The sequence below is a fragment of the Burkholderia pulmonis genome (genome assembly GCF_984667975.1).
On record NZ_OZ480186.1, the window covers coordinates 1,682,595 to 1,704,946 of the forward strand.

The following is a 22,352-nucleotide window of genomic DNA, read 5'->3' on the forward strand; positions in this document are numbered from 1 at the left end:
TTTATCCTGATAAACGGATCACGGATCGATCATGTCCAGGAAACGTACTTCCCCCAATCGCAACGTCCAGATTGCTGACCAGATTCAGCGCGATCTGTCCGAACTCATCATGCGCGAGGTCAAAGACCCGCGTATCGGCATCGTGACCATCCAGAGCGTGGAGCTCACGCCGGACTATGCGCACGCGAAGGTCTACTTCACGGCGCTCACCGGCGATCCGGAAAAGACGCAGGAGGCGCTGAACCATGCGTCGGGTCACCTGCATAACCTGCTGTTCAAGCGGCTGCACATTCATACGGTGCCGACGCTGCATTTCCATTACGACCAGACGATCGAGAAGGCCGTCGAAATGTCGCGCCTGATCAAGGAAGCGAACTCGACGCGCGCGAAGGACGACGACGAGGCCGATACGCCGGCCAAGGACGACTGAGCTCGACCGGCCTATGACGAATGCAGCACCCCAACGCCCGCGTGTGCCCCGGCGCATGCTGGACGGCGTCCTCCTGCTCGACAAGCCGGTCGGCCTGTCGAGCAACGATGCGCTGATTCGCGCGAAGCGCCTGCTGCTCGCGAAGAAAGCCGGTCACACCGGCACGCTCGATCCGCTGGCTTCGGGCCTGTTGCCGCTGTGTTTCGGCGAGGCGACCAAGTTTTCGCAGGATTTGCTCGAGGCCGACAAGACCTACGAAGCGACGATGCGTCTTGGCCTGCGCACGGCTACCGGCGATGCGGAAGGCGAGGTGATCGACACGCGGCCCGTCGAGTGTGACCGTGCGGCGGTGGAAGCCGCACTCGTGCGCTTCACCGGCGAAATCGTGCAGGTGCCGCCGATGTATTCGGCGCTCAAGCGCGACGGCAAACCGCTGTACGAATATGCGCGTGCGGGCCAGACCGTCGAGCGGGAAGGCCGCAACGTGAAGATCCATGTGCTTGAGCTGCTCGCCTGCGAGCTGCCCGACGTGACGTTTCGCGTGACCTGCAGCAAGGGCACGTATGTGCGCACGCTGGCGGAGGATATCGGCGAGACGCTGGGTTGCGGCGCGCATCTGACGATGCTGCGTCGCACGGGCGTCGGTGCGCTGACGCTCGAACACGCGGTGACGCTCGACGCGCTGTCGGATGCGGCCGAATCCGCGCGCGATGCGTGGCTCCAGCCGGTCGATGCGCTGCTGTCGACGTTTCCGTCCGTTCGTCTCGACGACGCGTCCGCGAAGCGGTTCCTGCATGGCCAGCGCCTGCCGCTGTCGGAGCTCGAACCGATCGAGGCAGCCGACGGCGAGCGCGTGCGCGTGTACGACGCCGCGCGGCTGCTCGGCGTGGCACGCAAGACAAATGGCGTGCTTGCACCGGAGCGGCTCGTCGTGACGGCGCAATGACGCGGTAGCGCACGCGAGTGAATGTTGTCCGAAAAAAAGCCCGGTCGATTTCGACCGGGCTTTTTGTTTGGCGCGCGATGGCGCAGTGACGCGGTGCCGGGTTGAGGTCAGTGCGCCGCCGACGCCGCCGCACCGGCATCGCCACCGCCCGCACGTTCGGGTTTCGTGATCCAGATCAGCGCAATCAGCAGCACGAAGATCGCCGCGGAGATGTAGAACAGATCGTTTACGCCGAGCTGTGCGGCCTGTTGCGTCGCCAGGTTGTTGATGAGTCCGTGCGCCTGATCCTGTGTCAGCCCGAGGTTGCCCATCTGCGTGACGGCCTGGTTGAACGTCGGGTTGTACACGTTCGTCTGCTCGACCAGTTGCGCGTGGTGGAAGTTGTTGCGGTGATCCCACGCGGTCTGGAAGATCGACGTGCCGATGCCGCCGCACATGATCCGCACGAAATTCGACAGGCCGGACGCCGCGGGAATGCGGTGGCCGGGCAGGCCGGACAACGTGATCGACACGAGCGGGATGAAGAAGCCGGCCATCGCGATGCCCTGCACGAGCGTCGGCAACGTCAGCGACCATTCGTCGACACCCGTCGTGTAGCGCGAGCGCATCCAGAAGCACAGTGCGAACGTCAGGAAGGCGGCGGTCGCGATGTAGCGCGGATCGGTGCGGGGCAGGAACTTGCCGGTCAGCGGCGACAGCAGGATCGCGAACAGCCCGACCGGCGCCATCACGAGGCCGGCGTCGGTCGCCGTGTAGCCGATCTGGGTCTGCAGCCACAGCGGCAGCAGCACGAGGTTGCCGAAGTAGAGCCCGTAACCGACTGCCAGTGCGACCGTGCCGCCCGTGAAATTGCGCATGCGGAACAGCGACAGGTCGACGACGGGGTGCTCGGCGGTCAGCTCCCAGATCACGAAGAACGCGAACGAGATGATCGCGATCAGCGCAAGCGCGACGATCGTCGTCGACGAGAACCAGTCGAGATCCTTGCCCTTGTCGAGCATGATCTGCAGCGAGCCGACCCACAACACGAGCAGCGCGAGGCCGACGCCGTCGATCGGCGCGCGGCGCACCGTCGATTCACGCGTGCGATAGATCGACCACGTGGCGAGCGCGGCGGCGATGCCGACCGGGATGTTCACGTAGAAGATCCACGGCCACGAGTAGTTGTCCGAAATCCAGCCGCCGAGAATCGGGCCCGCGACCGGCGCGATCAGCGTCGTCATCGACCACAGCGCGAGCGCCATCGGCGCCTTCGCGCGCGGGTAGCTCGACAGCAGCAGCGATTGCGACAGCGGAATCATCGGGCCCGCGACCGCGCCCTGCAGCACGCGCGACGCGAGCAGGAACGGCAGGGTCGGCGCGAGGCCGCACATCCACGACGAGATGACGAACAGGATGATCGATGCCAGGAACAGGCGAACCTGCCCGAAACGGTCGGTCAGCCAGCCCGTCAGCGGCACCGAGATCGCGTTCGCGACCGCGAACGACGTAATGACCCACGTGCCCTGGTCGGACGACACGCCGAGGTCGCCCGAGATGGTCGGGATCGCGACGTTCGCGATGGACGTGTCGAGCACGTTCATGAACACCGCGAGCGATACCGCGATCGTCCCGAGGACGAGTTGCCCGCCCTGCAAGGGCGGGTAGGAGGCAGGAGCCTGTGCCATGTCGGTTGTCTTTCCGGAGTCGGAACGGTTACATCATTTTCGCGGCGCTGTTCTGCTTTGCCGCGACCGGCGCCGTTGCGTTGCCGCCCGCATTCTCGGCGATGATGCGCGCGATTTCGGCGTCGGCCTCGTCGCCGTACTTCGCGAACACGTTGGTCTCGTAGACGGTGTTCGGCGCGTTGACGAGTTGGTCGCCGCGTTCGTCCTTGATGTCCACGTCGACCTGCATCGACAGGCCGATGCGCAGCGGATGCTTGTCGAGATCCTTCGGATCGAGTTCGATCCGCACCGGCAGGCGCTGCACGACCTTGATCCAGTTGCCGGTCGCGTTCTGTGCCGGCAGCAGCGAGAACGCCGAGCCCGTGCCGGCCGAGAAGCCGACGACCTTGCCGTGGTACGTGACCGACGAGCCGTAGATGTCGGCCGTCATCTCGACCGGCTGGCCGATGCGCATGTGCTTCAGCTGGACTTCCTTGAAGTTCGCGTCGACCCACACGGCGTTCAGCGGCACCACCGACATCAGCGGGTTGCCGGGCGACACGCGCTGGCCGACCTGCACCGAGCGCTTCGCGACGTAGCCGGTGACCGGCGCCGGCAGCACGTTACGCGCGTTCGCGAGGTAGGCGTCGCGAACCTTGGCGGCGGCGGCCAGCACGTTCGGGTGCGATGCGATCGTCGTGTTCGCGGTCAGCGCGCGATTCGATGCGAGCTGCTGCTGCGCGGCATCGACGGAGGCCTGCGCGGCCTTCACGGCATCACGTGCGTGCGAGATTTCTTCCTGCGACACGGCGCCCGTTTGCGCGACGGCCATGCGGCGGCGCAGGTCGTCCTGGGCCTTCGACAGGTCGGACTGGCGCAGCGCGACTTGCGCACGGTACTGGTCGTCGTTGACGAACAGGCCGCGCACCTGGCGCACCGTCTGCGCGAGATTGGCTTCCGCCTGTTGCAGCGCGACCTGCGAATCGGCCGGGTCGAGCACGACCAGCGGGTCGCCCGCCTTGACCGTCTGCGTATCGTCCGCCTTCACGGCAATCACGGTGCCGGTGACCTGCGGCGTGATCTGCACGACGTTGCCGTTCACGTACGCATCGTCGGTGTCTTCATGGAAGCGGGCGACGAGGAAGTAGTACAGGCCGTACGCGATGGCCGCGATCACGATGACCGCGACGAGCAGCGTCATCATTCGTTTGCGCTTGCCGTTGTTCTGCGGCTGCGCGCTGGCGGCGTTTTGTTGGTCGCTCATGGCGATTTTCTCCGTCCGTTATTTCGAGTGTCTGCGTAGTGGTGGTGCCGGATCAGTTGGCGGCCTGTTTGGTCGGCTTGTCGGCATCGGGCGCGGCGAGCGGCGTACCGGTCGCATCGAACCCGCCGCCGAGCGCCTTGATCAGCGCAAGCTGCATGTCGCGCCGGCGCATCTTCAGGTTCGTCACCGTCTGCTCCGATGCGAGGCGGTTGCTGTCCGCCGTCAGCACCTGCAGTTGCGGCGACAGGCCGGCCTTGTAACGAATCACGGCGAGATCGTACGCGCGCGTCGATGCGTCGAGCGCGCGTTGCGCATCGCCCATCTGGCGGTCGACTGCACGGATCGACGCGACCTGCGTCGCGACGTCGTTCAGCGCGTTGATCAGCGTCTGGTTGTAGTTCGCGACCGACAGGTCGAAGTCCGCGTAGCGACCCTTGAGCTGGGCGCGCAGCGCGCCGGCGTCGAAGATCGGCAGATGGATCGCCGGGCCGAGCTGTGCCTGGCGGCTTGCGAAATTCAGGAATTTGCCCCAGCCGAACGCATCGAAGCCGAAACCGGCCGCGAGGTTCACGTCCGGGTAGAACTCGGCCTTCGCTTCCTTCACGTCGTGCATGGCGGCTTCAACCTGCCAGCGCGCGGCGACGATGTCGGGGCGGCGCGACACGAGATCGGCCGGCAGATTGCCGGGCAGCGCGACATTGCCGCTCGGATTCATCACGGGTGCCGCGATCTGCAGCCCGCGATCCGGGCCCTTGCCGAGCAGCGCGGCGAGCTGGTAGCGCACCGTCGTGATCTGGCCGTCGAGGTCCGACAGCGAAGCCTGGGTCGTCGCGATGTTGCCGCGAGCCGTCTGGCGTTCGACGTTGGTGTCGAGGCCGGCCGACACGCGGCCGTCGGTGATCTTGCCGACCGTCTCGCGGTTGGCGATCTCGCGTTGCGCGATGTCGCGCAGCGCATAGAGCTGCGAGAGCGAGTTATAGGTACGTGCGACCGACGACGCGAGCGTGATGCGCGCCTGTTGCATATCGGCTTCGGCCGCTTTTTCCTGCGATACGGCCGTGTGAAGGCGTTCGCGGTTCTTGCCCCACAGGTCGAGTTCCCACGACGCGCTCGCGAGCGCGTTGTTTTCGCTGTACCACTGGCCGCCGTACGGGGGCGGGAACAGCGCATTCGACGAATACAGCTCGCGTGTCCACGAATAGCTGGCTTCGGCCTTCGGCATCAGGTTCGAGCGCGACGATTCGATGTACGACGATGCCTTCGCGATGCGCGCCTGCGCCTGCGCGATCGTCGGACTGCCCTGCAGGGCCTCGTCGATCAGTTTCGGCAACTGCGGATCGCCGAACTGGCTGGCCCAGTCGAGCGCCGGCCACTGGCCGCCCTGGGCCGGCAGGCTCTGGGCGGATTCGAGCTGCGAAGCGGGGGCGATCTGCTTGTCGCTCTTGATGCCGATGTAGTTCGCGCAACCCGCCAGCGCCAGTGCGGCGACCGCGGCGGCGACGGCGGCGACGGCGGCGCGGCACGACCCGGCGCGCACGGACAACGGGGAGGATTTCATCGCGCTAACCCCTGACTCGGAATGAATGATGGACACTGCAAGGATTTCCTTACATTAATCTGTCAAAAGTAATTGTTATGGCAACTATTACGTGATGCTGGCGCCGGCCGTCTCGCAATAGTTGCTGAGAATGCGGCGCAGCATGCTCTTCAGGAACCCGACCTCTTCCGGCGTAAACCCGTCCAGCACCTGGTCGAGCACGCTGCGGAAAATCGGCGGCAGCCGTTCGGCCAGCGCGCGACCTTCGTCGGTGAGTTCGAGGCGCACGACGCGCCGGTCCTCGATGCTGCGGACGCGGGACAGCAGGCCGCGTTTCTCGACCCGGTCGAGCAGGCGCGTGACCGCACTTGCGTCGATCCCGTATTCGCGCGCGAGTTCGGCGGCCGTCGAGCACTTGCCGACCGCGATCATGAACAGCATGCTCGCCTGCGTGCCCGTGATGCCGAGCTCTTCCTGCGTGCGTTGCGTGACGAGGTTGGTCATCACCGACTTCACGCGCGACATCAGATAACCGACGCTGTCGTTCATCTGATACGTAGATAGCGATGAAACGGGCGGTTGGGTAGGAGAATCCGACATAAACCCCTGAAGCTGCAATAGTTGACTAGGCAGCATTATAGGTACAATTGCTTGCCGCGGCAAATGTTAATCGAACGGCAAAAGGCGTGCTTCGTCCTTCGAGAATCCCTTGTGTTGATAAGGTTTTTCGGTCGGCCGGCGGCGGCGGGTGCAAGCTGTTTGCCTGTTTTGGGGAGAGGGCGGGGCGGCCTGTTTTGCTGCGTTGCACCGTGTCCGTCAGCTCTCGACATTCTCACGTGCTATAATTTGTGGCTTTCCAAGCTGCAACAGCGCGCGCCCGTGAAAACGAGCGGGCGCGTTTGCGCGTTCAAACGATTTCCAGGTTTCTATGACCCGCGCCCTTCGCAATATCGCCATCATCGCTCACGTCGACCACGGCAAGACGACGCTCGTCGACCAACTGCTTCGCCAGTCCGGCACCTTCCGCGACAACCAGCAAGTCGCCGAGCGTGTGATGGACTCGAACGACATCGAAAAGGAACGCGGGATCACGATTCTCGCGAAGAACTGCGCGGTCGAATACGAAGGCACGCACGTCAACATCGTCGACACCCCCGGGCACGCGGACTTCGGCGGTGAAGTCGAGCGCGTGCTGTCGATGGTCGACTCGGTGTTGCTGCTGGTCGACGCGGTCGAAGGCCCGATGCCGCAGACGCGCTTCGTCACGAAGAAGGCGCTGGCGCTCGGCCTGAAGCCGATCGTCGTCGTCAACAAGATCGACCGCCCGGGCGCGCGTATCGACTGGGTGATCAACCAGACCTTCGACCTGTTCGACAAGCTCGGCGCGACCGAAGAGCAGCTCGACTTCCCGATCGTCTACGCGTCGGGCCTGAACGGCTACGCGTCGCTCGACCCGGCTGCGCGCGACGGCGACATGCGCCCGCTGTTCGAGGCGATCCTCGAGCACGTGCCGGTTCGCCCGGCCGATCCGGAAGCGCCGCTGCAGCTCCAGATCACGTCGCTCGACTATTCGACGTACGTCGGCCGGATCGGCGTCGGCCGCATCACGCGCGGCCGCATCAAGCCGGGCCAGCCGGTCGTGATGCGCTTCGGCCCGGAAGGCGATGTGCTGAACCGCAAGATCAACCAGGTGCTGTCGTTCAAGGGCCTCGAGCGCGTGCAGGTCGAGTCGGCCGAAGCGGGCGACATCGTGCTGATCAACGGTATTGAAGACGTCGGCATCGGCGCGACGATCTGCGCGATCGATACGCCGGATGCGCTGCCGATGATCACCGTCGACGAACCGACGCTGACGATGAACTTCCTCGTCAACTCGTCGCCGCTCGCGGGCCGCGAAGGCAAGTTCGTGACGAGCCGCCAGATCCGCGACCGCCTGATGAAGGAACTGAACCACAACGTCGCGTTGCGCGTGAAGGACACGGGCGACGAAACGGTGTTCGAAGTGTCGGGCCGCGGCGAACTGCACCTGACGATTCTCGTCGAGAACATGCGCCGCGAAGGCTACGAGCTGGCCGTGTCGCGTCCGCGCGTCGTGATGCAGGAAATCGACGGCGTGCGCCACGAGCCGTTCGAGCTGCTGACCGTCGACCTCGAAGACGAACACCAGGGCGGCGTGATGGAAGAGCTGGGCCGCCGCAAGGGCGAAATGCTCGACATGGCGTCGGACGGCCGCGGCCGTACGCGTCTGGAATACAAGATCTCGGCACGCGGCCTGATCGGCTTCCAGAGCGAATTCCTGACGCTCACGCGCGGCACGGGCCTGATGAGCCACATCTTCGATTCGTACGCACCGGTCAAGGACGGCTCGGTCTTCGAGCGTCGCAACGGCGTGCTGATCTCGCAGGACGATGGCGCAGCGGTGGCCTACGCACTGTGGAAGCTGCAGGATCGCGGCCGCATGTTCGTGAAGCCGGGCGACGCGCTGTATGAGGGCATGATCATCGGCATCCACAGCCGTGACAACGACCTCGTCGTGAACCCGATCAAGGGCAAGCAGCTGACCAACGTGCGTGCGTCGGGTACCGACGAAGCCGTGCGTCTCGTGCCGCCGGTCCAGATGTCGCTGGAATACGCGGTCGAATTCATCGACGACGACGAGCTCGTCGAAGTGACGCCGCAGTCGATCCGCCTGCGCAAGCGCTTCCTGAAGGAGCACGAGCGTCGTCGCGCGAGCCGCGAAGGCGCGGTCGACTAAGCTTTCGACCGTTCGCTGCACACGGAAAAGGCTGCCTTCGGGCGGCCTTTTCCGCATCTGCGCGCAGTGCAACCGGATTGCCTGCAAAACACTGTTCCCGAGGGACGCGGCAATCCGGCAAAACCCCGTCGCACGGTGCTTTCAGGCACATTTCACCGTGAACTCCGGTATCGGTTCTGTGATATGCTGCGCGCACGCAAGTTTTAGGTCCTTCCAAGCAAGACTTGATTCGCAATCCGCTAAACGGTCAGGCCGTGTCGCGGAAGGTTGAGTAACCCGCTATTTCTCGAGAAGCTCGAAGAAAGGTGAGCGTAAAATGTCAGATGTAATGAAGCAGTTTCAGCTGAACTCCTATCTGTTCGGCGGCAATGCTTCGTACGTTGAAGAACTGTACGATGCATATCTCAACAATCCGGCGTCGGTGCCGGAGAACTGGCGAGAGTATTTCGACGCGCTGCAGAACGTACCTGCAACGGACGGCTCGAACGCCAATGACGTCGCTCACTTCCCGATCGTCGAATCGTTCGCCGAGCGCGCGAAGGCCAATGCCTTCATCCCGCGCGAAAGCGGCAGCAACCTGGCAACCGCGCGCAAGCAGGTCCACGTTCAGTCGCTCATCAGCGCCTACCGCTTCCTCGGCTCCCAATGGGCCAATCTCGATCCCCTGAAGCGTCGCGAACGTCCGGCCATCCCCGAACTCGAACCCGCGTTCTACGATTTCTCCGAAGGCGACCTCGACCAGACGTACAGCGCAAGCAACCTGTACTTCGGTTTCGACCAGGCTTCGCTGCGCGACATCGTCAAGGGTCTGCGCGACACGTACTGCGGCACGATCGGCGCTGAGTACATGTACATCAGCGATCCGGAACAGAAGCGCTGGTGGCAGGAGCGTCTTGAATCGACGCGCGCGACGCCGGCCTTCTCGGCCGACGAGAAGAAGCACATCCTGAATCGCCTGACGGCCGCGGAAGGCCTCGAGCGCTATCTGCACACCAAGTACGTCGGCCAGAAGCGCTTCTCGCTCGAAGGCGGCGAAAGCTTCATCGCGGCGATGGACGAAGTCGTCCAGCACTCGGGCAAGTCCGGCGTGCAGGAAATCATCATCGGCATGGCTCACCGCGGCCGCCTGAACGTGCTGGTCAACACGCTGGGCAAGATGCCGGCCGACCTGTTCGCCGAATTCGAAGGCAAGCACGTCGACGACCTGCCGGCCGGTGACGTGAAGTACCACAAGGGCTTCTCGTCGGACGTGTCGACGGAAGGCGGCCCGGTTCACCTGTCGCTCGCGTTCAACCCGTCGCACCTCGAAATCGTGAACCCGGTGGTCGAAGGTTCCGCGAAGGCGCGGATGGACCGTCGCGGCGACGAAGACGGCCTGCAGGTGCTGCCGGTGCAGATCCACGGCGACGCGGCCTTCGCGGGCCAGGGCGTCGTGATGGAAACGCTGAACCTCGCGCAGACGCGCGGTTACGGCACGCACGGCACGCTGCACATCGTCATCAACAACCAGATCGGCTTCACGACGTCCGACCCGCGCGATGCGCGCTCGACGCTGTACTGTACCGACGTCGTCAAGATGATCGAAGCGCCGGTGCTGCACGTGAACGGCGACGATCCGGAAGCCGTCGTGCTCGCGGTCCAGATCGCGATCGACTACCGGATGCAGTTCCACAAGGATGTCGTGATCGACATCGTCTGCTTCCGCAAGCTGGGTCACAACGAGCAGGACACGCCGGCTGTCACGCAGCCGCTGATGTACAAGAAGATCGCGCAGCACCCGGGCACCCGTGCGCTGTACGCCGAGAAGCTCGTGCAGCAGGGCGTGATCACCGCGGAAGACACCGACAACTACATGAAGGCGTACCGCAAGGCGATGGACGACGGCCACCACACCGTCGATCCGGTCTTGTCGAACTACAAGAGCAAGTACGCGGTCGACTGGGTTCCGTTCCTGAACCGCAAGTGGACGGACGCAGCCGATACGGCCGTGCCGCTCGCCGAACTGAAGCGCCTCGGTGAACGCATCACGACGGTTCCGGAAAACTTCAAGGTTCACCCGCTCGTCGAGCGCGTGATCAACGATCGCCGCAACATGGCGCGTGGCGACCAGCCGCTCGACTGGGGCATGGGCGAACACCTCGCATTCGCGTCGCTCGTCGCATCGGGCTACTCGGTGCGCCTGACGGGCCAGGATTCGGGCCGCGGCACGTTCACGCACCGTCATGCGGTGCTGCACGACCAGAACCGCGAGCGCTGGAACGACGGCACGTACGTGCCGCTGCAGAACATCGCCGAAGGTCAGGCGAAGTTCACGGTGATCGACTCGGTGCTGTCGGAAGAGGCAGTGCTGGGCTTCGAATACGGTTACTCGACTGCCGAGCCGAACACGCTCGTGCTGTGGGAAGCCCAGTTCGGCGACTTCGTCAACGGTGCGCAGGTCGTGATCGACCAGTTCATCTCGTCTGGCGAAGTGAAGTGGGGCCGCGTGTCGGGCCTCACGATGCTGCTGCCGCACGGCTATGAAGGCCAGGGTCCGGAACACTCGTCGACGCGTATCGAGCGTTTCCTGCAGCTGTGTGCAGATCACAACATGCAGGTCGTTCAGCCGACGACGCCGGCGCAGATTTTCCACCTGCTGCGTCGCCAGATGATCCGCCTGTTCCGCAAGCCGCTGATCGTCGCGACGCCGAAGTCGCTGCTGCGCCACAAGGAAGCCGTGTCGGACCTGTCGGAACTCGCGAAGGGTTCGTTCCAGCCGGTGCTGGGCGAAACCGACGGCGGCATCGATCCGAAGAAGGTCAAGCGCGTGCTGGCCTGCTCGGGCCGCGTGTACTACGACCTCGTCGCGCACCGTCGCGAAGCGAAGGCGAACGACGTCGCGATCATCCGTATCGAGCAGCTGTATCCGTTCGCGCACAAGCAGTTCGAAGCCGAAATGAAGAAGTACGAGAACGCGACTGAAGTGGTCTGGGTGCAGGACGAGCCGCAGAACCAGGGCCCCTGGTTCTACGTCGAGCACCATCTGAAGGAAGGCATGAAGGACGGGCAGAAGCTGGCATACAGCGGCCGTCCGGCTTCGGCCTCGCCGGCGGTTGGCTACTACGCGAAGCACTACGAGCAGCAGAAGGCCCTGATCGAAGGTGCTTTCGGCCGCCTGAAGAGCGCATCGATCGCGAAATAACCGACGGAAGCGAAACGGGAAGGCGCGCGGCGCTTTCCCGTCCCTTATGGCCCGTCGGGCGCGTTGCGCGCCGCACCGGCCGAAGGAATCGCACGAACCTCGTCATTACCCAGATTAAGCATCCAGGAAAATCACATGGCTATCGTAGAAGTCAAAGTCCCCCAGCTTTCGGAGTCGGTTTCGGAAGCCACCATGCTGCAGTGGAAGAAGAAGCCGGGCGAAGCAGTTGCGCAGGACGAAATTCTGATCGAACTCGAGACCGACAAGGTCGTCCTCGAAGTGCCGGCGCCGGCAGCGGGCGTGCTCGCGCAGGTGCTGCAGAACGACGGTGACACGGTGGTTGCCGATCAGCTGATCGCGACGATCGACACCGAAGCGAAGGCAGGTGCAGCCGAAGCGGCTGCAGGCGCCGCAGAAGTCAAGCCGGCAGCCGCACCCGTTGCGGCCGCACCGGCAGCGCAAACGGCCGCTGCAACGGCATCGTCGGCGACTGCATCGCCGGCTGCATCGAAGCTGCTGGCCGAGAAGGGCCTGTCGGCGGGCGACGTCGCAGGTTCGGGCCGCGACGGCCGCGTCACGAAGGGCGACGCGCTGGCCGCAGGCAGCGCACCGAAGGCTGCTCCGGCCGCCGCACCGGCAAAGACCGCCGCTGCGAAGCCGGCGCTGCCGGAAGTGAAGGTGCCGGCGTCGGCAACGACGTGGCTCAACGATCGTCCGGAACAGCGCGTGCCGATGTCGCGCCTGCGTGCGCGTATCGCCGAGCGTCTGCTCGAATCGCAGCAGACCAACGCGATCCTGACGACGTTCAACGAAGTCAACATGCAGCCGGTCATGGACCTGCGCTCGAAGTACAAGGACAAGTTCGAGAAGGAACACGGCGTGAAGCTCGGCTTCATGTCGTTCTTCGTGAAGGCGGCCGTCCACGCGCTGAAGAAGTTCCCGCTCGTGAACGCGTCGATCGACGGTAACGACATCGTCTACCACGGCTACTTCGACATCGGTATCGCTGTCGGCTCGCCGCGCGGCCTCGTGGTGCCGATCCTGCGCAACGCGGATCAGCTGAGCCTCGCGGAGATCGAAAAGAAGATCGCCGAGTTCGGTCAGAAGGCGAAGGACGGCAAGCTGTCGATCGAGGAAATGACGGGCGGTACGTTCTCGATCTCGAACGGCGGCGTGTTCGGCTCGATGCTGTCGACCCCGATCATCAACCCGCCGCAGTCGGCAATCCTCGGCGTGCACGCGACGAAGGAGCGTCCGGTCGTCGAAAACGGCCAGATCGTGATCCGTCCGATCAACTATCTGGCGCTGTCGTACGACCACCGCATCATCGACGGCCGCGAAGCCGTGCTGTCGCTCGTCGCGATGAAGGATGCGCTGGAAGATCCGGCACGCCTGCTGCTCGACCTGTAAGCCGAGTCTCACTGCATTGACCCGTTCCGCAGGTTCGCGCTCACGCGCGAGCCTGCGGGCGTACAAGTAGAAAGGATTGTCATGTCCAAGGAATTTGACGTCGTCGTGATCGGCGCCGGCCCCGGCGGCTACATCGCCGCGATTCGTGCCGCGCAGCTCGGCAAGACCGTTGCCTGTATCGAGAAGTGGAAGAACCCGGCCGGCGCGCTGAAGCTCGGCGGTACCTGCCTGAACGTCGGCTGCATCCCGTCGAAGGCGCTGCTCGCATCGTCGGAAGAGTTCGAGAACACGTCGCATCACCTGACCGACCACGGCATCAGCGTCGACGGCGTGAAGATCGACATCGCGAAGATGCTCGGCCGCAAGGACGGCATCGTCGAGAAGATGACGAGCGGGATCGAGTTCCTGTTCAAGAAGAACAAGATCACCTGGCTGAAGGGCCATGGCAAGTTCACCGGCAAGACCGATGCCGGCGTGCAGATCGAAGTGAGCGGCGAAGGTGAAACCGAAGTCGTCACCGCGAAGAACGTGATCATCGCGACGGGCTCGAAGGCGCGTCACCTGCCGGGCGTCCCGGTCGACAACAAGATCGTGTCGGACAACGAAGGCGCACTGACGTTCGACTCGGTGCCGAAGAAGCTCGCCGTGATCGGCGCAGGCGTGATCGGCCTCGAGCTCGGCTCGGTGTGGCGTCGCCTCGGTGCCGAAGTGACGGTGCTCGAAGCGCTGCCGGCATTCCTCGGCGCAGCGGACGAAGCGCTCGCGAAGGAAGCGGCCAAGCTGTTCAAGAAGCAGGGCCTCGACATCAATCTCGGCGTGAAGATCGGCGAAGTGAAGACGACCGCGAACGGCGTGTCGATCGCTTATACCGACAAGGACGGCAACGCGCAGACGCTCGACGCCGACCGCCTGATCGTGTCGGTCGGCCGCGTGCCGAACACCGACAACCTCGGCCTCGAGGCGATCGGCCTGAAGGCGAACGAGCGCGGCTTCATCGACGTCGACGACCACTGCCGCACGGCGGTGCCGAACGTGTACGCGATCGGCGACGTGGTGCGTGGCCCGATGCTCGCGCACAAGGCGGAAGACGAAGGCGTGCTGGTCGCGGAAGTGATCGACGGCCAGAAGCCGCACATCGACTACAACTGCATTCCGTGGGTGATCTACACGTACCCGGAAATCGCATGGGTCGGCAAGACGGAGCAGCAGCTGAAGGCGGAAGGCCGCGAGATCAAGTCGGGCAAGTTCCCGTTCTCGATCAACGGCCGCGCGCTCGGCATGAACGCACCGGACGGCTTCGTGAAGATGATCGCGGATGCGAAGACCGACGAACTGCTCGGCGTGCACGTGATCGCCGCGAACGCGTCGGACCTGATCGCGGAAGCCGTGGTGGCGATGGAATTCAAGGCGGCGTCGGAAGACATCGCCCGCATCTGCCATCCGCACCCGTCGATGTCGGAAGTGATGCGCGAAGCGGCGCTCGCCGTCGACAAGCGCTCGCTGAACAGCTGAGCACGGTATAGCGCCTGCCGGCCGTCGGCCGGCGCAGCCGTCTCATGACGAAGGCGGGCGGGGTTTCCCGCCCGCCTTCGTTTTTTCCGGTTTGCCCGATGAACGTCACCGAATACTACACGCGCGAACTGACCACGCGCGGCTATCAATCCGATTCCGCTCAGCGCGCGGCCGTCGATCGCCTGCAGCGCTGTTTCGACGAGTGGGTCGAATACAAGGCGCGCCGCTCGAACGCGTTCAAGAAGCTCATCAATCATCCGGACCTCCCGCGCGGCGTGTACATGTGGGGAGGGGTCGGTCGCGGCAAGAGCTTCCTGATGGACAGCTTCTACGCGGTCGCGCCCGTGCAGCGCAAGACGCGCCTGCATTTCCACGAATTCATGCGCGAAGTGCACCGTGAACTCGAGGAGCTGAAGGGGCAGGCTGATCCGCTCGACGAGCTCGCGCGACGCATCGCGAAGCGCTACCGGCTGATCTGCTTCGACGAATTCCACGTGTCGGACATTGCCGATGCGATGATCCTGTACCGTCTGCTCGACCGCCTGTTCAACAATGGCGTGCAGTTCGTGATGACGTCCAACTACGATCCCGACGACCTGTACCCGGACGGCCTGCACCGCGACCGCATGCTGCCGGCTATCGCACTGATCAAGGACAAGCTCGACGTGCTGAACGTCGACGCGGGCGTCGACTATCGCCAGCGCACGCTCGCGCAGGTGAGGATGTATCTCACGCCGCTCGGCGCGGATGCCGATCGCGAACTGCGCCATGCATTCGGCAAGCTTGCCGCGGTGCCCGACGAGAGCCCGATCCTGCATATCGAGAAGCGCGAGCTGAAGGCGCTGCGCAAGGCGGACGGTGTCGTCTGGTTCGATTTCGCGACGCTGTGCGGCGGCCCGCGTTCGCAGAACGACTATCTCGAACTGGCGAGCCGATTCCACGCGATCGTGCTGTCCGAGGTGCCGCAGATGTCGCCGCGGATGGCGTCCGAAGCGCGTCGCTTCACGTGGCTCATCGACGTGCTGTACGACCACAAGGTCAAGCTGCTGATGTCCGCAGCGGTGCCGGCGGAGCAGTTGTACATCGAGGGCCCGATGGCCAACGAATTCGCGCGGACGGTGTCGCGCATCGTCGAGATGCAGTCGAAGGAGTATCTCGAAACGCCGCGTCGCATCGTCGATACGTCGCTGACCTGATCGCGGTTTCCGGTAAATGACGGGATTCAAACGTCAATTCCGGTTAAATTCAGGCAATCTCGGGGTATTTTCGGATTTGTCTTATATTCAATGTTGAGGTGAGCCGATATCGTTGTGTCATGGTTACTAAGGCTGGAGATGTCCATGACACCGTATCGCGATCTGACCGACCACGAGTGGCGCTGCGTCGCACCGCTTCTGCCCGAAATGCAGCCGCGCACCGAGTTGCGCGGCCGGCCGTTAGCCAATACGCGGGCCGTGCTGAACGGCGTGCTCTGGGTGATCTACAGCGGCGCAACCTGGTCCGCCATGCCGCGCCGTTACCCGTCGTATCAAACGTGTCACCGCCGCTTCAAGGTCTGGCACGAGACAGGCACGTTGCTGAGCGTGATGCGTGAGCTCTATGGCGACCCGGGCGTGAATCTGTGCAACGAACTGTCCGCACGGATGCGCAAGCACACGCAATCGAAGGCAGCGGAGGCGCGTAGCAACGCGACACCTGCGTATCATGCGTCGGGAGACTATGCATCGGGCACGATGAAGCACGCGGCGTGATGTCCGTCGGTTTACGTTGTACACGCACCAAAAGAAATCGGCCTGGCGACGTCGTCGCAGGCCGATTTTTTCATTGAGCCGCGCGCTTCGGCGCGTACTGCGTTATTGCTGGCGAACCCAGGTCTGCGACCGGCCGAGCAGCGACACTCCGATGTAGCCGCGCACCACGAGCTTCTGGCCGCCGTCTTCAAGCGTCATCTTGCACTTGTAGACCTTGCCGTTCTCCGGGTCGAGAATGTTGCCGCCGTCCCAGTGATCGCCTTCCTTCTTCATCGCCTTGATGATCGTCATGCCCTTGATGAGCTGATCCTTGCGCTCGTCCGTACAGGCCGTGCAGCGGCGATCGGGCGTATCGTTCGCGCCGAGGCCCTTGACGACCTTGCCGGTCAACGCACCGTCGCCGTCCTCGGCGATCTGCACGAGTGCCTTCGGCTGGTGGGTGTTGTCGTCGATCGTCTGCCACATGCCGATCGGGTTGTCGGCCTGTGCGAACGTGGGGGCTGCGCAGGCGAGCAGGGTGCCGGCGATGGCGATTGCACGCAACGGGCGGGTCAGTTGAATCATTGTCATCCTCCTTGTTTTGCATGTCGTGTTCGATTCGCCCGCGCGACCGTCTGCATGGGGCGGGCATGTTGCGAGCTTCGCCAGAATACGTGAAACCGCGCGCCACGTTTGATAGAGGGGACTCTAATCGAAACAGCCCGCGTAGCGCGGGCTGTCTGGTGACCGATCAGTTGAGCTGATACGAGAACGCGGCGTTGATGCGTGGGCTGCGCGATGCGCTTTCGACCGGCGCGTCGCCAACCGGTTTTGCGACGTTCAGGTCGAGACTGTAGAAACGGCTGTCCGTGAACCGCACGCCGAGGCCGACCGACGACATGCGGCTCGGTGACGGCGTACCGGCGTGCAGATACACGCGCGCCATGTCGTACGCGATGTACGGCGTGATCGATTTCATATACGTCCAGCCCGGCGTGAAGCCGCGGTTGACCTCCAGCGACATTCCCCATCCCGAGTCGCCCGACGCTTCGCCCGGCTGATAGCCGAGCGCGTAGCGCGTCGAGCCGAACGAGATCTGCTCGGACGTCGGCAGCGAGTCGGGGCTGTACTGCCCGGTCAGCGAAACCGACGTGCCGATCCGGAACGGCCATTCGTTGGTCTGCGTGAAGGTCGCGCCGGTACGGACGAAGGTCAGCGATGTCGGGTCGGCATAGGTCGTCGTGGTGCCGCCGTTCGTGCCGATCTGCGATTTCGATGCACCGAGGATGTCGAACGCCTTGGCGACGTTCACGCTCAGTTTGCGCACCTGCTTCGGCTGTACGCTCGTGTAGTCGAGCTGCATCTGCAGCACGCGAACCTGTGACCGGTTGTCGAGGGTCGCGCCGGTGATCTGGTTCTGGTAGTTGTCGTCGTTGTGCGCCGCATACCCCGACACCGTGCCGAGCAGGCTGCGCTGATTGTTCAGCAGCAATGGATAGGATGCCGAAAGACCGAGTTTTTCATTCTTGACCGTGCGCTGGATGTACGACGGCAACCCGGGGTTATCGGTCGGCTTGCCGCGATACGTACTTGCGTCGAGGCGCGTGATCAGGCCGCTGCTGCCGACGGGCACCGCGCCGCTGAATGCGAAGTAGGTCTGCTTGTCGCGCCCCGGCGGCGCGAGCGCAGAGATGCTCAACTGTTCGCCGAACGACGTGAGGCCGTTTTCGGTCGCGGTGATGAGACCCTGGACACCCGGGTGATTGAAGTCGATGCCGGTGCTGACGTTGAATGGCTTGCGGTCGACCGCAAGCTCGAGCGTCGTGGCGCCGTCGGTGGTTTGCGGCGGCGGGACATTCGCTTTCACCGTGAGGCCGGGCAGCAGGCCGAACGTGTTCACGTAGCGCTCGAACGTCGCGCGGCGCAGCGGTCGGTCGGCCGTGATGTGCGCGGCAATCGCGCGAATCTTCGACTCCATCGCACCCGGTTTGCCGGTGACCTTGACGTCCGATACGTAACCTTCGACGACCGTGATGCGCACGACGCCGTTCTCGAACGTCTGCGCGGGAACGAACGCGAACGACAGCGCGTAGCCGCGATCCTGGTACAGCTTCGTCACGCCGTTGGCGGTTTCGATCAGTTCGCCGATCGTGATGTCCTTGCCGACGAGGGGGGTGAAGCGGCGCGTGATTTCCTCGAACGGAATCGACTTCACGCCTTCGACCTGGAACGTCTTCGGTGTCAGGTGCCGCGACAGCAGCTCCTGCAGCTGTGGCGCCTGAGGTGCGACCTGTACGGTGACGCTCGGGCCGGTCTTCGGTGTGTTGATCTGGGGGAGGGAGTCGAGCGGGTTCCCGCCGACGCGCGTTTGTGCCTGTGCCGTGCCTGCTGCCGCGATGACGAGCAGCATCATCCATCTGTCGAGTCTGGATTTCATTGTTCTTCCTCGTAGGCCTTGCTTTTCGTCTTCTTTGTAATGCCGGCGCGCGACACCAGGGTGTCGCGCGCCGCGTGCCGCATTGCCGGTTGTGTTTGTACGGCCGCGCCATCCGCTCCGGCTGCGATGATGCGACCGTCCTCCTTACTTGCCAACGCTACCCAGCGTACCCAGCAGCCCCGTTACCGGTGCCAGCAGGCCCGTCGAACCGCCGCCCGACGAGGCCGTACCCGAGACGCTGCCGACCAGCGACGTGACCGGCGCGAGCGGGCTCGCCCCCCCGGATCCGGCTGCACCGCCGATTGCTCCGGTGACAGTATTCAGCAAACCGGTGACGGGCGCGAGAGGGTTTGCACTGCCTGCGCCACCCGTCGCGCCGCCGAGCGTGCCCGTGACCGTCGACACGAGATTCGTGACCGGGGCGAGCGGGCCGCTGCTGCCGCCTGCCGCACCGCTCAGCGCACCGGTGACCGTCGAGACGAGGCCCGTGACCGGAGCGAGCGGGCCGCTGCCCGAGCCGCCCGTTGCGCCGCCGAGTGCTCCCGTGAGGGAGCCGAGCGGCGTGGAGCCGAGACCCGACAGCAGGCCGCCGAGCGGGTTCGTCGAGCTGGAGCCCGACGGCGGGCCGTTCTGGACGGTTGCCGTCGAGCCGCCAACGAGGCTCGTGATCAGGCCGGGGATCGGTGCTGCACCGTTCGGACCGTTCGGGTTGACGAGGCCGCCCGCGTTGGTCACCGTATTGCCGACCGCGGTCACGAGCTGACCGACGTCGCCGACGAGCGGCTGGCTCGACGTGCCGCCGACCTGCTTGCCGGCCGAGCTGATCGCGCCGCCGACCTGGCCGAGCAGGCCCGAGACGGGTTGGCCGAGGCCGGTCGTCGTGCCGACCTGCTGGGTGACCTGGCCGGTGGTGATCACGAGCGGCGTGATTGCCGAGCTGATCGGTTGCGTGACCTGTTGCACGGCGCCCGACGACAGCGTCGAGCCGATCGTCGTGCCGGCGGCCGTCAGGCCGTTGGCGACCGTATCGAGCACGGTGCCGACCGGGGTCGTGACCGGCGCGAGCGGGGCGAGCGGCCCGGTGCCCAGCGCCTTGACCGTCGAGCTCAGGCCGGACACCGTGTTGCTCGTCGCGCTGACGACGTTGCCGAGACCGGCAACCGTCGTGCCGACCGGATCCTTCGTCGAGCCGATCTGCCCCAGCCCGTTGCTCACGGCATTGGCCGCTGCGCCGACGATCGTGCCGGTGCTGGAGAGCGTGCTGCCGACGCCCTTCGTCACGCCGTCGCCGAGGCCCGGCAGGCTGATGTTGCCGACCGTGCTGCCGAGGTCGGTGGCCGTCTGCCCGACCGTGCTGATGACGCCGTTGGTGCCGGTCGGCGAACCGCTGGTGCCGCTCGTGCCGGGCGTGCCGCTCGTGCTCGGATTGTTGTTGTTGCTGCTGGTCGGCGGCGAGCTGACGCCGCCGCCGCCGCAGGCGGCCAGCAGGCAGGCTGCGGCGAAGGCGGTGAGAGGCACGCGCCACTGGCGCAGGGCGACCGTCGTGATGAAGCGTTGCTGGGACATGGTGGACTCCTCGCTGTCTTTGTCGATGAATGGATGCCGGATTACTTGCCGTGCGTGCCGCCGAGCAGGCCGCCGATCAGCGACGTGACAGGCGCGAGCGGATTCGACGACGAGCCCGAATTCGTGACGGCGCCCGTGCCGCCCGTCAGTGCAGGCGCACCGACCGTGCTCGTGACCGTGGACACCACGTTCGTCACCGGGGCGAGCGGGCTGCTGCCGCCTGCGCCGCCAGTCGCGCCGCCGAGTGCGCCCGTGACTGCCCCGAGGAGACCCGTGACCGGAGCGAGCGGACCGCCGCTCGTGCCGCCCGTTGCGCCGCCGAGTGCGCCGGTGACCGTCGAGACGAGACCCGTGACCGGGGCGAGCGGGCCGCCGCTGCCGCCTGCTGCGCCGCCGAGTGCGCCGGTGACCGTCGAGACGAGACCCGTGACCGGGGCGAGCGGGCCGCTGCCGCCGCCTGCTGCGCCGCCGAGTGCGCCGGTGACCGTCGAGACGAGACCCGTAACCGGGGCGAGCGGGCCGCTGCCGCCGCCTGCTGCACCGCCGAGTGCGCCGGTGACTGTCGACACGAGACCCGTCACCGGAGCGAGCGGGCCGCTGCCGCCGCCAGTTGCGCCGCCGAGTGCGCCCGTGACCGTGGAGACGAGGCCCGTGAGCGGGGCGAGCGGGTTGGTCACACCGCCGGTGCCGCCCGTGAGCAGGCCGCCGACGGCCTTCACGGTGTTGCCCGTCGACGAGACGGTGTTGCCGAGGCCCGTGGTGACCGGGTTGCCGCCCGTCGACGCGAGGAGGGCGCCGGCCTGGTTCAGGCCGTTGCCGATCGTGCCGAGCAGCGTGTTGACCGGGGCGCCGAGGCCGGTTGCCGTGCCGATCGTCTGGGTTGTCTGGCCGACCATCGTCGTGATCGGCGTGATGGCCGAGCTGACCGTCTGCGTGACTTGCTGGATCGGGCCGGTCGACAGGGCATTGGTGAGCGTGTTGCCGCCGTTCGACACGGCGCCGCCGAGCGTCGACACGAGACCGCCGACGGCACCCGTAACCGGTGCGAGCGGCGACAGCGGGCCGCTGCCGAGGCTCGTGACCAGGTTGCCCGTTTGCGTGACTGCGCCGCCGAGCTGATTGACCACGCCGCCGGTGCTGGCGAGTGTGGTGCCGACCGGATCCTTCGTCGCGCCGAGTTGGCCGAGACCGTTGCCGAGGCCATTGCCCAGTGCGGTGACGGCGCCGCCCACGTTCTGCACGATGCCGCCTGCAGCTTGCGTGGTGGCCGGGTTGACGCCAGGCAGGGTCTGGCTGCCAATGACCGAGCCGAGGCCCGAGACGGTGCCGCCGACACCGGTAACGATATTGCTGCCGCTTGCGAGGACCTGTCCCACCGCGTTCGACGACACGCCCGATGTGCCGGACGTACCGCTCGTGCCCGAGGTTCCGCTGGTACCGGAGGTGCCACTCGTGCCCGAGGTACCGCTGGTGCCGGAGGTACCGCTCGTACCCGAGGTGCCGCTGGTACCCGACGTGCCGCTCGTACCGGAGGTGCCGTTCGAGCCGCCGCCGGACGTCGAGATCGTATCGCCGCCGCCCGAGCTGGAGCCGCCGCCGAGGCCCTGGCTGATGGAACCGGAACCGCCGCACGCGGAGAGGGAAAGCATGGCTGCAACGGTGGCCGCGATCAGAGTCGTCCGGAGCACGCCATGAGGGATAACCTTAGTGTCCATTTTGTCCTCGCATTAAAGATGTGTTGTGAACTGCGTTGTGTTGGGTGGTGCGAGGACTACTCTGCAACTGTCGTGCCATTTCGATGGTCGACGGTTCGACAACGACCTTTAAACGGGGCAATTCCTTGTCGGAAAAGGGAGTTATGGAAATTGAAAGATTGTTGAGTCTGTTTAAGGGCAGACGAATGAGAACGGTTTCGGCCGTTTCGTAACGTAACGTCAC

The 22,352-nt window shown here is 65.0% G+C and carries 16 protein-coding genes; 8 read left to right on the forward strand and 8 right to left on the reverse strand.

Annotated elements, in window-relative coordinates:
• The first annotated feature begins 31 nt into the window (after positions 1–31).
• Both rbfA and truB read left to right on the forward strand, forming a co-directional pair.
• Complete coding sequence (gene rbfA, locus AC5LXK_RS07830; protein ID WP_011545262.1) at positions 32–430, forward strand: 30S ribosome-binding factor RbfA; 399 nt, start codon at positions 32–34, stop codon at positions 428–430.
• A 13-nt stretch (positions 431–443) separates the two neighbouring features.
• Positions 444–1,376, forward strand: a complete 933-nt coding sequence (gene truB / locus AC5LXK_RS07835; protein WP_493391056.1) for a tRNA pseudouridine(55) synthase TruB — start codon at positions 444–446, stop codon at positions 1,374–1,376.
• Between the two features lie 107 nt (positions 1,377–1,483).
• On the opposite strand, the gene AC5LXK_RS07840 is transcribed toward truB, so the two are convergent.
• The 4 genes from AC5LXK_RS07840 to AC5LXK_RS07855 all read right to left on the reverse strand — a co-directional run bounded on the left by AC5LXK_RS07840 (position 1,484) and on the right by AC5LXK_RS07855 (position 6,423).
• Positions 1,484–3,043: a DHA2 family efflux MFS transporter permease subunit gene (locus tag AC5LXK_RS07840; RefSeq protein WP_493391057.1), complete on the reverse strand. Its 1,560-nt coding sequence runs from the start codon at positions 3,041–3,043 to the stop codon at positions 1,484–1,486.
• Between the two features lie 28 nt (positions 3,044–3,071).
• Positions 3,072–4,286 carry an HlyD family secretion protein gene (locus AC5LXK_RS07845; RefSeq protein ID WP_493391058.1) on the reverse strand — a complete coding sequence of 405 codons (1,215 nt, stop codon included), beginning with the start codon at positions 4,284–4,286 and terminating at the stop codon, positions 3,072–3,074.
• Positions 4,287–4,338: 52 nt separating this feature from the next.
• Positions 4,339–5,844, reverse strand: a complete 1,506-nt coding sequence (locus AC5LXK_RS07850) for an efflux transporter outer membrane subunit (protein ID WP_493391059.1) — start codon at positions 5,842–5,844, stop codon at positions 4,339–4,341.
• Between the two features lie 87 nt (positions 5,845–5,931).
• Entirely contained in the window at positions 5,932–6,423 is a 492-nt protein-coding gene (locus AC5LXK_RS07855) for a MarR family winged helix-turn-helix transcriptional regulator (protein ID WP_493391060.1), read from the reverse strand.
• 328 nt (positions 6,424–6,751) lie between these two features.
• Between AC5LXK_RS07855 and typA the strand changes: the two genes are divergently transcribed.
• The 6 genes from typA to AC5LXK_RS07885 all read left to right on the forward strand — a co-directional run bounded on the left by typA (position 6,752) and on the right by AC5LXK_RS07885 (position 16,432).
• Entirely contained in the window at positions 6,752–8,578 is a 1,827-nt protein-coding gene (gene typA, locus AC5LXK_RS07860) for a translational GTPase TypA (RefSeq protein ID WP_493391061.1), read from the forward strand.
• Between the two features lie 316 nt (positions 8,579–8,894).
• Complete coding sequence (locus AC5LXK_RS07865; protein ID WP_493391062.1) at positions 8,895–11,759, forward strand: 2-oxoglutarate dehydrogenase E1 component; 2,865 nt, start codon at positions 8,895–8,897, stop codon at positions 11,757–11,759.
• 135 nt (positions 11,760–11,894) lie between these two features.
• Positions 11,895–13,169: a 2-oxoglutarate dehydrogenase complex dihydrolipoyllysine-residue succinyltransferase gene (gene odhB / locus AC5LXK_RS07870; RefSeq protein WP_493391063.1), complete on the forward strand. Its 1,275-nt coding sequence runs from the start codon at positions 11,895–11,897 to the stop codon at positions 13,167–13,169.
• Between the two features lie 81 nt (positions 13,170–13,250).
• Positions 13,251–14,681, forward strand: a complete 1,431-nt coding sequence (gene lpdA / locus AC5LXK_RS07875; protein WP_493391064.1) for a dihydrolipoyl dehydrogenase — start codon at positions 13,251–13,253, stop codon at positions 14,679–14,681.
• Between the two features lie 98 nt (positions 14,682–14,779).
• Positions 14,780–15,877: a cell division protein ZapE gene (gene zapE / locus AC5LXK_RS07880; protein WP_493391065.1), complete on the forward strand. Its 1,098-nt coding sequence runs from the start codon at positions 14,780–14,782 to the stop codon at positions 15,875–15,877.
• A 144-nt stretch (positions 15,878–16,021) separates the two neighbouring features.
• A complete protein-coding gene (locus tag AC5LXK_RS07885) occupies positions 16,022–16,432 on the forward strand; it encodes a transposase (protein ID WP_493391066.1) in 411 nt (136 codons plus the stop codon).
• A gap of 102 nt (positions 16,433–16,534) precedes the next feature.
• Here AC5LXK_RS07885 and AC5LXK_RS07890 read toward each other — a convergent pair whose 3' ends face one another.
• The 4 genes from AC5LXK_RS07890 to AC5LXK_RS07905 all read right to left on the reverse strand — a co-directional run bounded on the left by AC5LXK_RS07890 (position 16,535) and on the right by AC5LXK_RS07905 (position 22,129).
• Positions 16,535–16,996, reverse strand: a complete 462-nt coding sequence (locus tag AC5LXK_RS07890; RefSeq protein ID WP_493391067.1) for a DUF2147 domain-containing protein — start codon at positions 16,994–16,996, stop codon at positions 16,535–16,537.
• 166 nt (positions 16,997–17,162) lie between these two features.
• Positions 17,163–18,848, reverse strand: a complete 1,686-nt coding sequence (locus AC5LXK_RS07895) for a ShlB/FhaC/HecB family hemolysin secretion/activation protein (RefSeq protein WP_493391068.1) — start codon at positions 18,846–18,848, stop codon at positions 17,163–17,165.
• Positions 18,849–18,992: 144 nt separating this feature from the next.
• Positions 18,993–20,414 carry a collagen-like triple helix repeat-containing protein gene (locus AC5LXK_RS07900; RefSeq protein ID WP_493391069.1) on the reverse strand — a complete coding sequence of 474 codons (1,422 nt, stop codon included), beginning with the start codon at positions 20,412–20,414 and terminating at the stop codon, positions 18,993–18,995.
• 41 nt (positions 20,415–20,455) lie between these two features.
• On the reverse strand, positions 20,456–22,129 hold the full coding sequence (locus AC5LXK_RS07905) for a collagen-like triple helix repeat-containing protein (protein ID WP_493391070.1): 1,674 nt from the start codon (positions 22,127–22,129) through the stop codon (positions 20,456–20,458).
• Positions 22,130–22,352: the final 223 nt, after the last annotated feature.

Coding starts and splice junctions, on each gene's coding strand:
- rbfA (WP_011545262.1), top strand. CDS start 32: ATGTCCAGGAAACGTACTTCCCCCAATCGCAACGTCCAGATTGCTGAC.
- truB (WP_493391056.1), top strand. CDS start 444: ATGACGAATGCAGCACCCCAACGCCCGCGTGTGCCCCGGCGCATGCTG.
- AC5LXK_RS07840 (WP_493391057.1), bottom strand. CDS start 3,043: ATGGCACAGGCTCCTGCCTCCTACCCGCCCTTGCAGGGCGGGCAACTC.
- AC5LXK_RS07845 (WP_493391058.1), bottom strand. CDS start 4,286: ATGAGCGACCAACAAAACGCCGCCAGCGCGCAGCCGCAGAACAACGGC.
- AC5LXK_RS07850 (WP_493391059.1), bottom strand. CDS start 5,844: ATGAAATCCTCCCCGTTGTCCGTGCGCGCCGGGTCGTGCCGCGCCGCC.
- AC5LXK_RS07855 (WP_493391060.1), bottom strand. CDS start 6,423: ATGTCGGATTCTCCTACCCAACCGCCCGTTTCATCGCTATCTACGTAT.
- typA (WP_493391061.1), top strand. CDS start 6,752: ATGACCCGCGCCCTTCGCAATATCGCCATCATCGCTCACGTCGACCAC.
- AC5LXK_RS07865 (WP_493391062.1), top strand. CDS start 8,895: ATGTCAGATGTAATGAAGCAGTTTCAGCTGAACTCCTATCTGTTCGGC.
- odhB (WP_493391063.1), top strand. CDS start 11,895: ATGGCTATCGTAGAAGTCAAAGTCCCCCAGCTTTCGGAGTCGGTTTCG.
- lpdA (WP_493391064.1), top strand. CDS start 13,251: ATGTCCAAGGAATTTGACGTCGTCGTGATCGGCGCCGGCCCCGGCGGC.
- zapE (WP_493391065.1), top strand. CDS start 14,780: ATGAACGTCACCGAATACTACACGCGCGAACTGACCACGCGCGGCTAT.
- AC5LXK_RS07885 (WP_493391066.1), top strand. CDS start 16,022: ATGACACCGTATCGCGATCTGACCGACCACGAGTGGCGCTGCGTCGCA.
- AC5LXK_RS07890 (WP_493391067.1), bottom strand. CDS start 16,996: ATGATTCAACTGACCCGCCCGTTGCGTGCAATCGCCATCGCCGGCACC.
- AC5LXK_RS07895 (WP_493391068.1), bottom strand. CDS start 18,848: ATGAAATCCAGACTCGACAGATGGATGATGCTGCTCGTCATCGCGGCA.
- AC5LXK_RS07900 (WP_493391069.1), bottom strand. CDS start 20,414: ATGTCCCAGCAACGCTTCATCACGACGGTCGCCCTGCGCCAGTGGCGC.
- AC5LXK_RS07905 (WP_493391070.1), bottom strand. CDS start 22,129: ATGGACACTAAGGTTATCCCTCATGGCGTGCTCCGGACGACTCTGATC.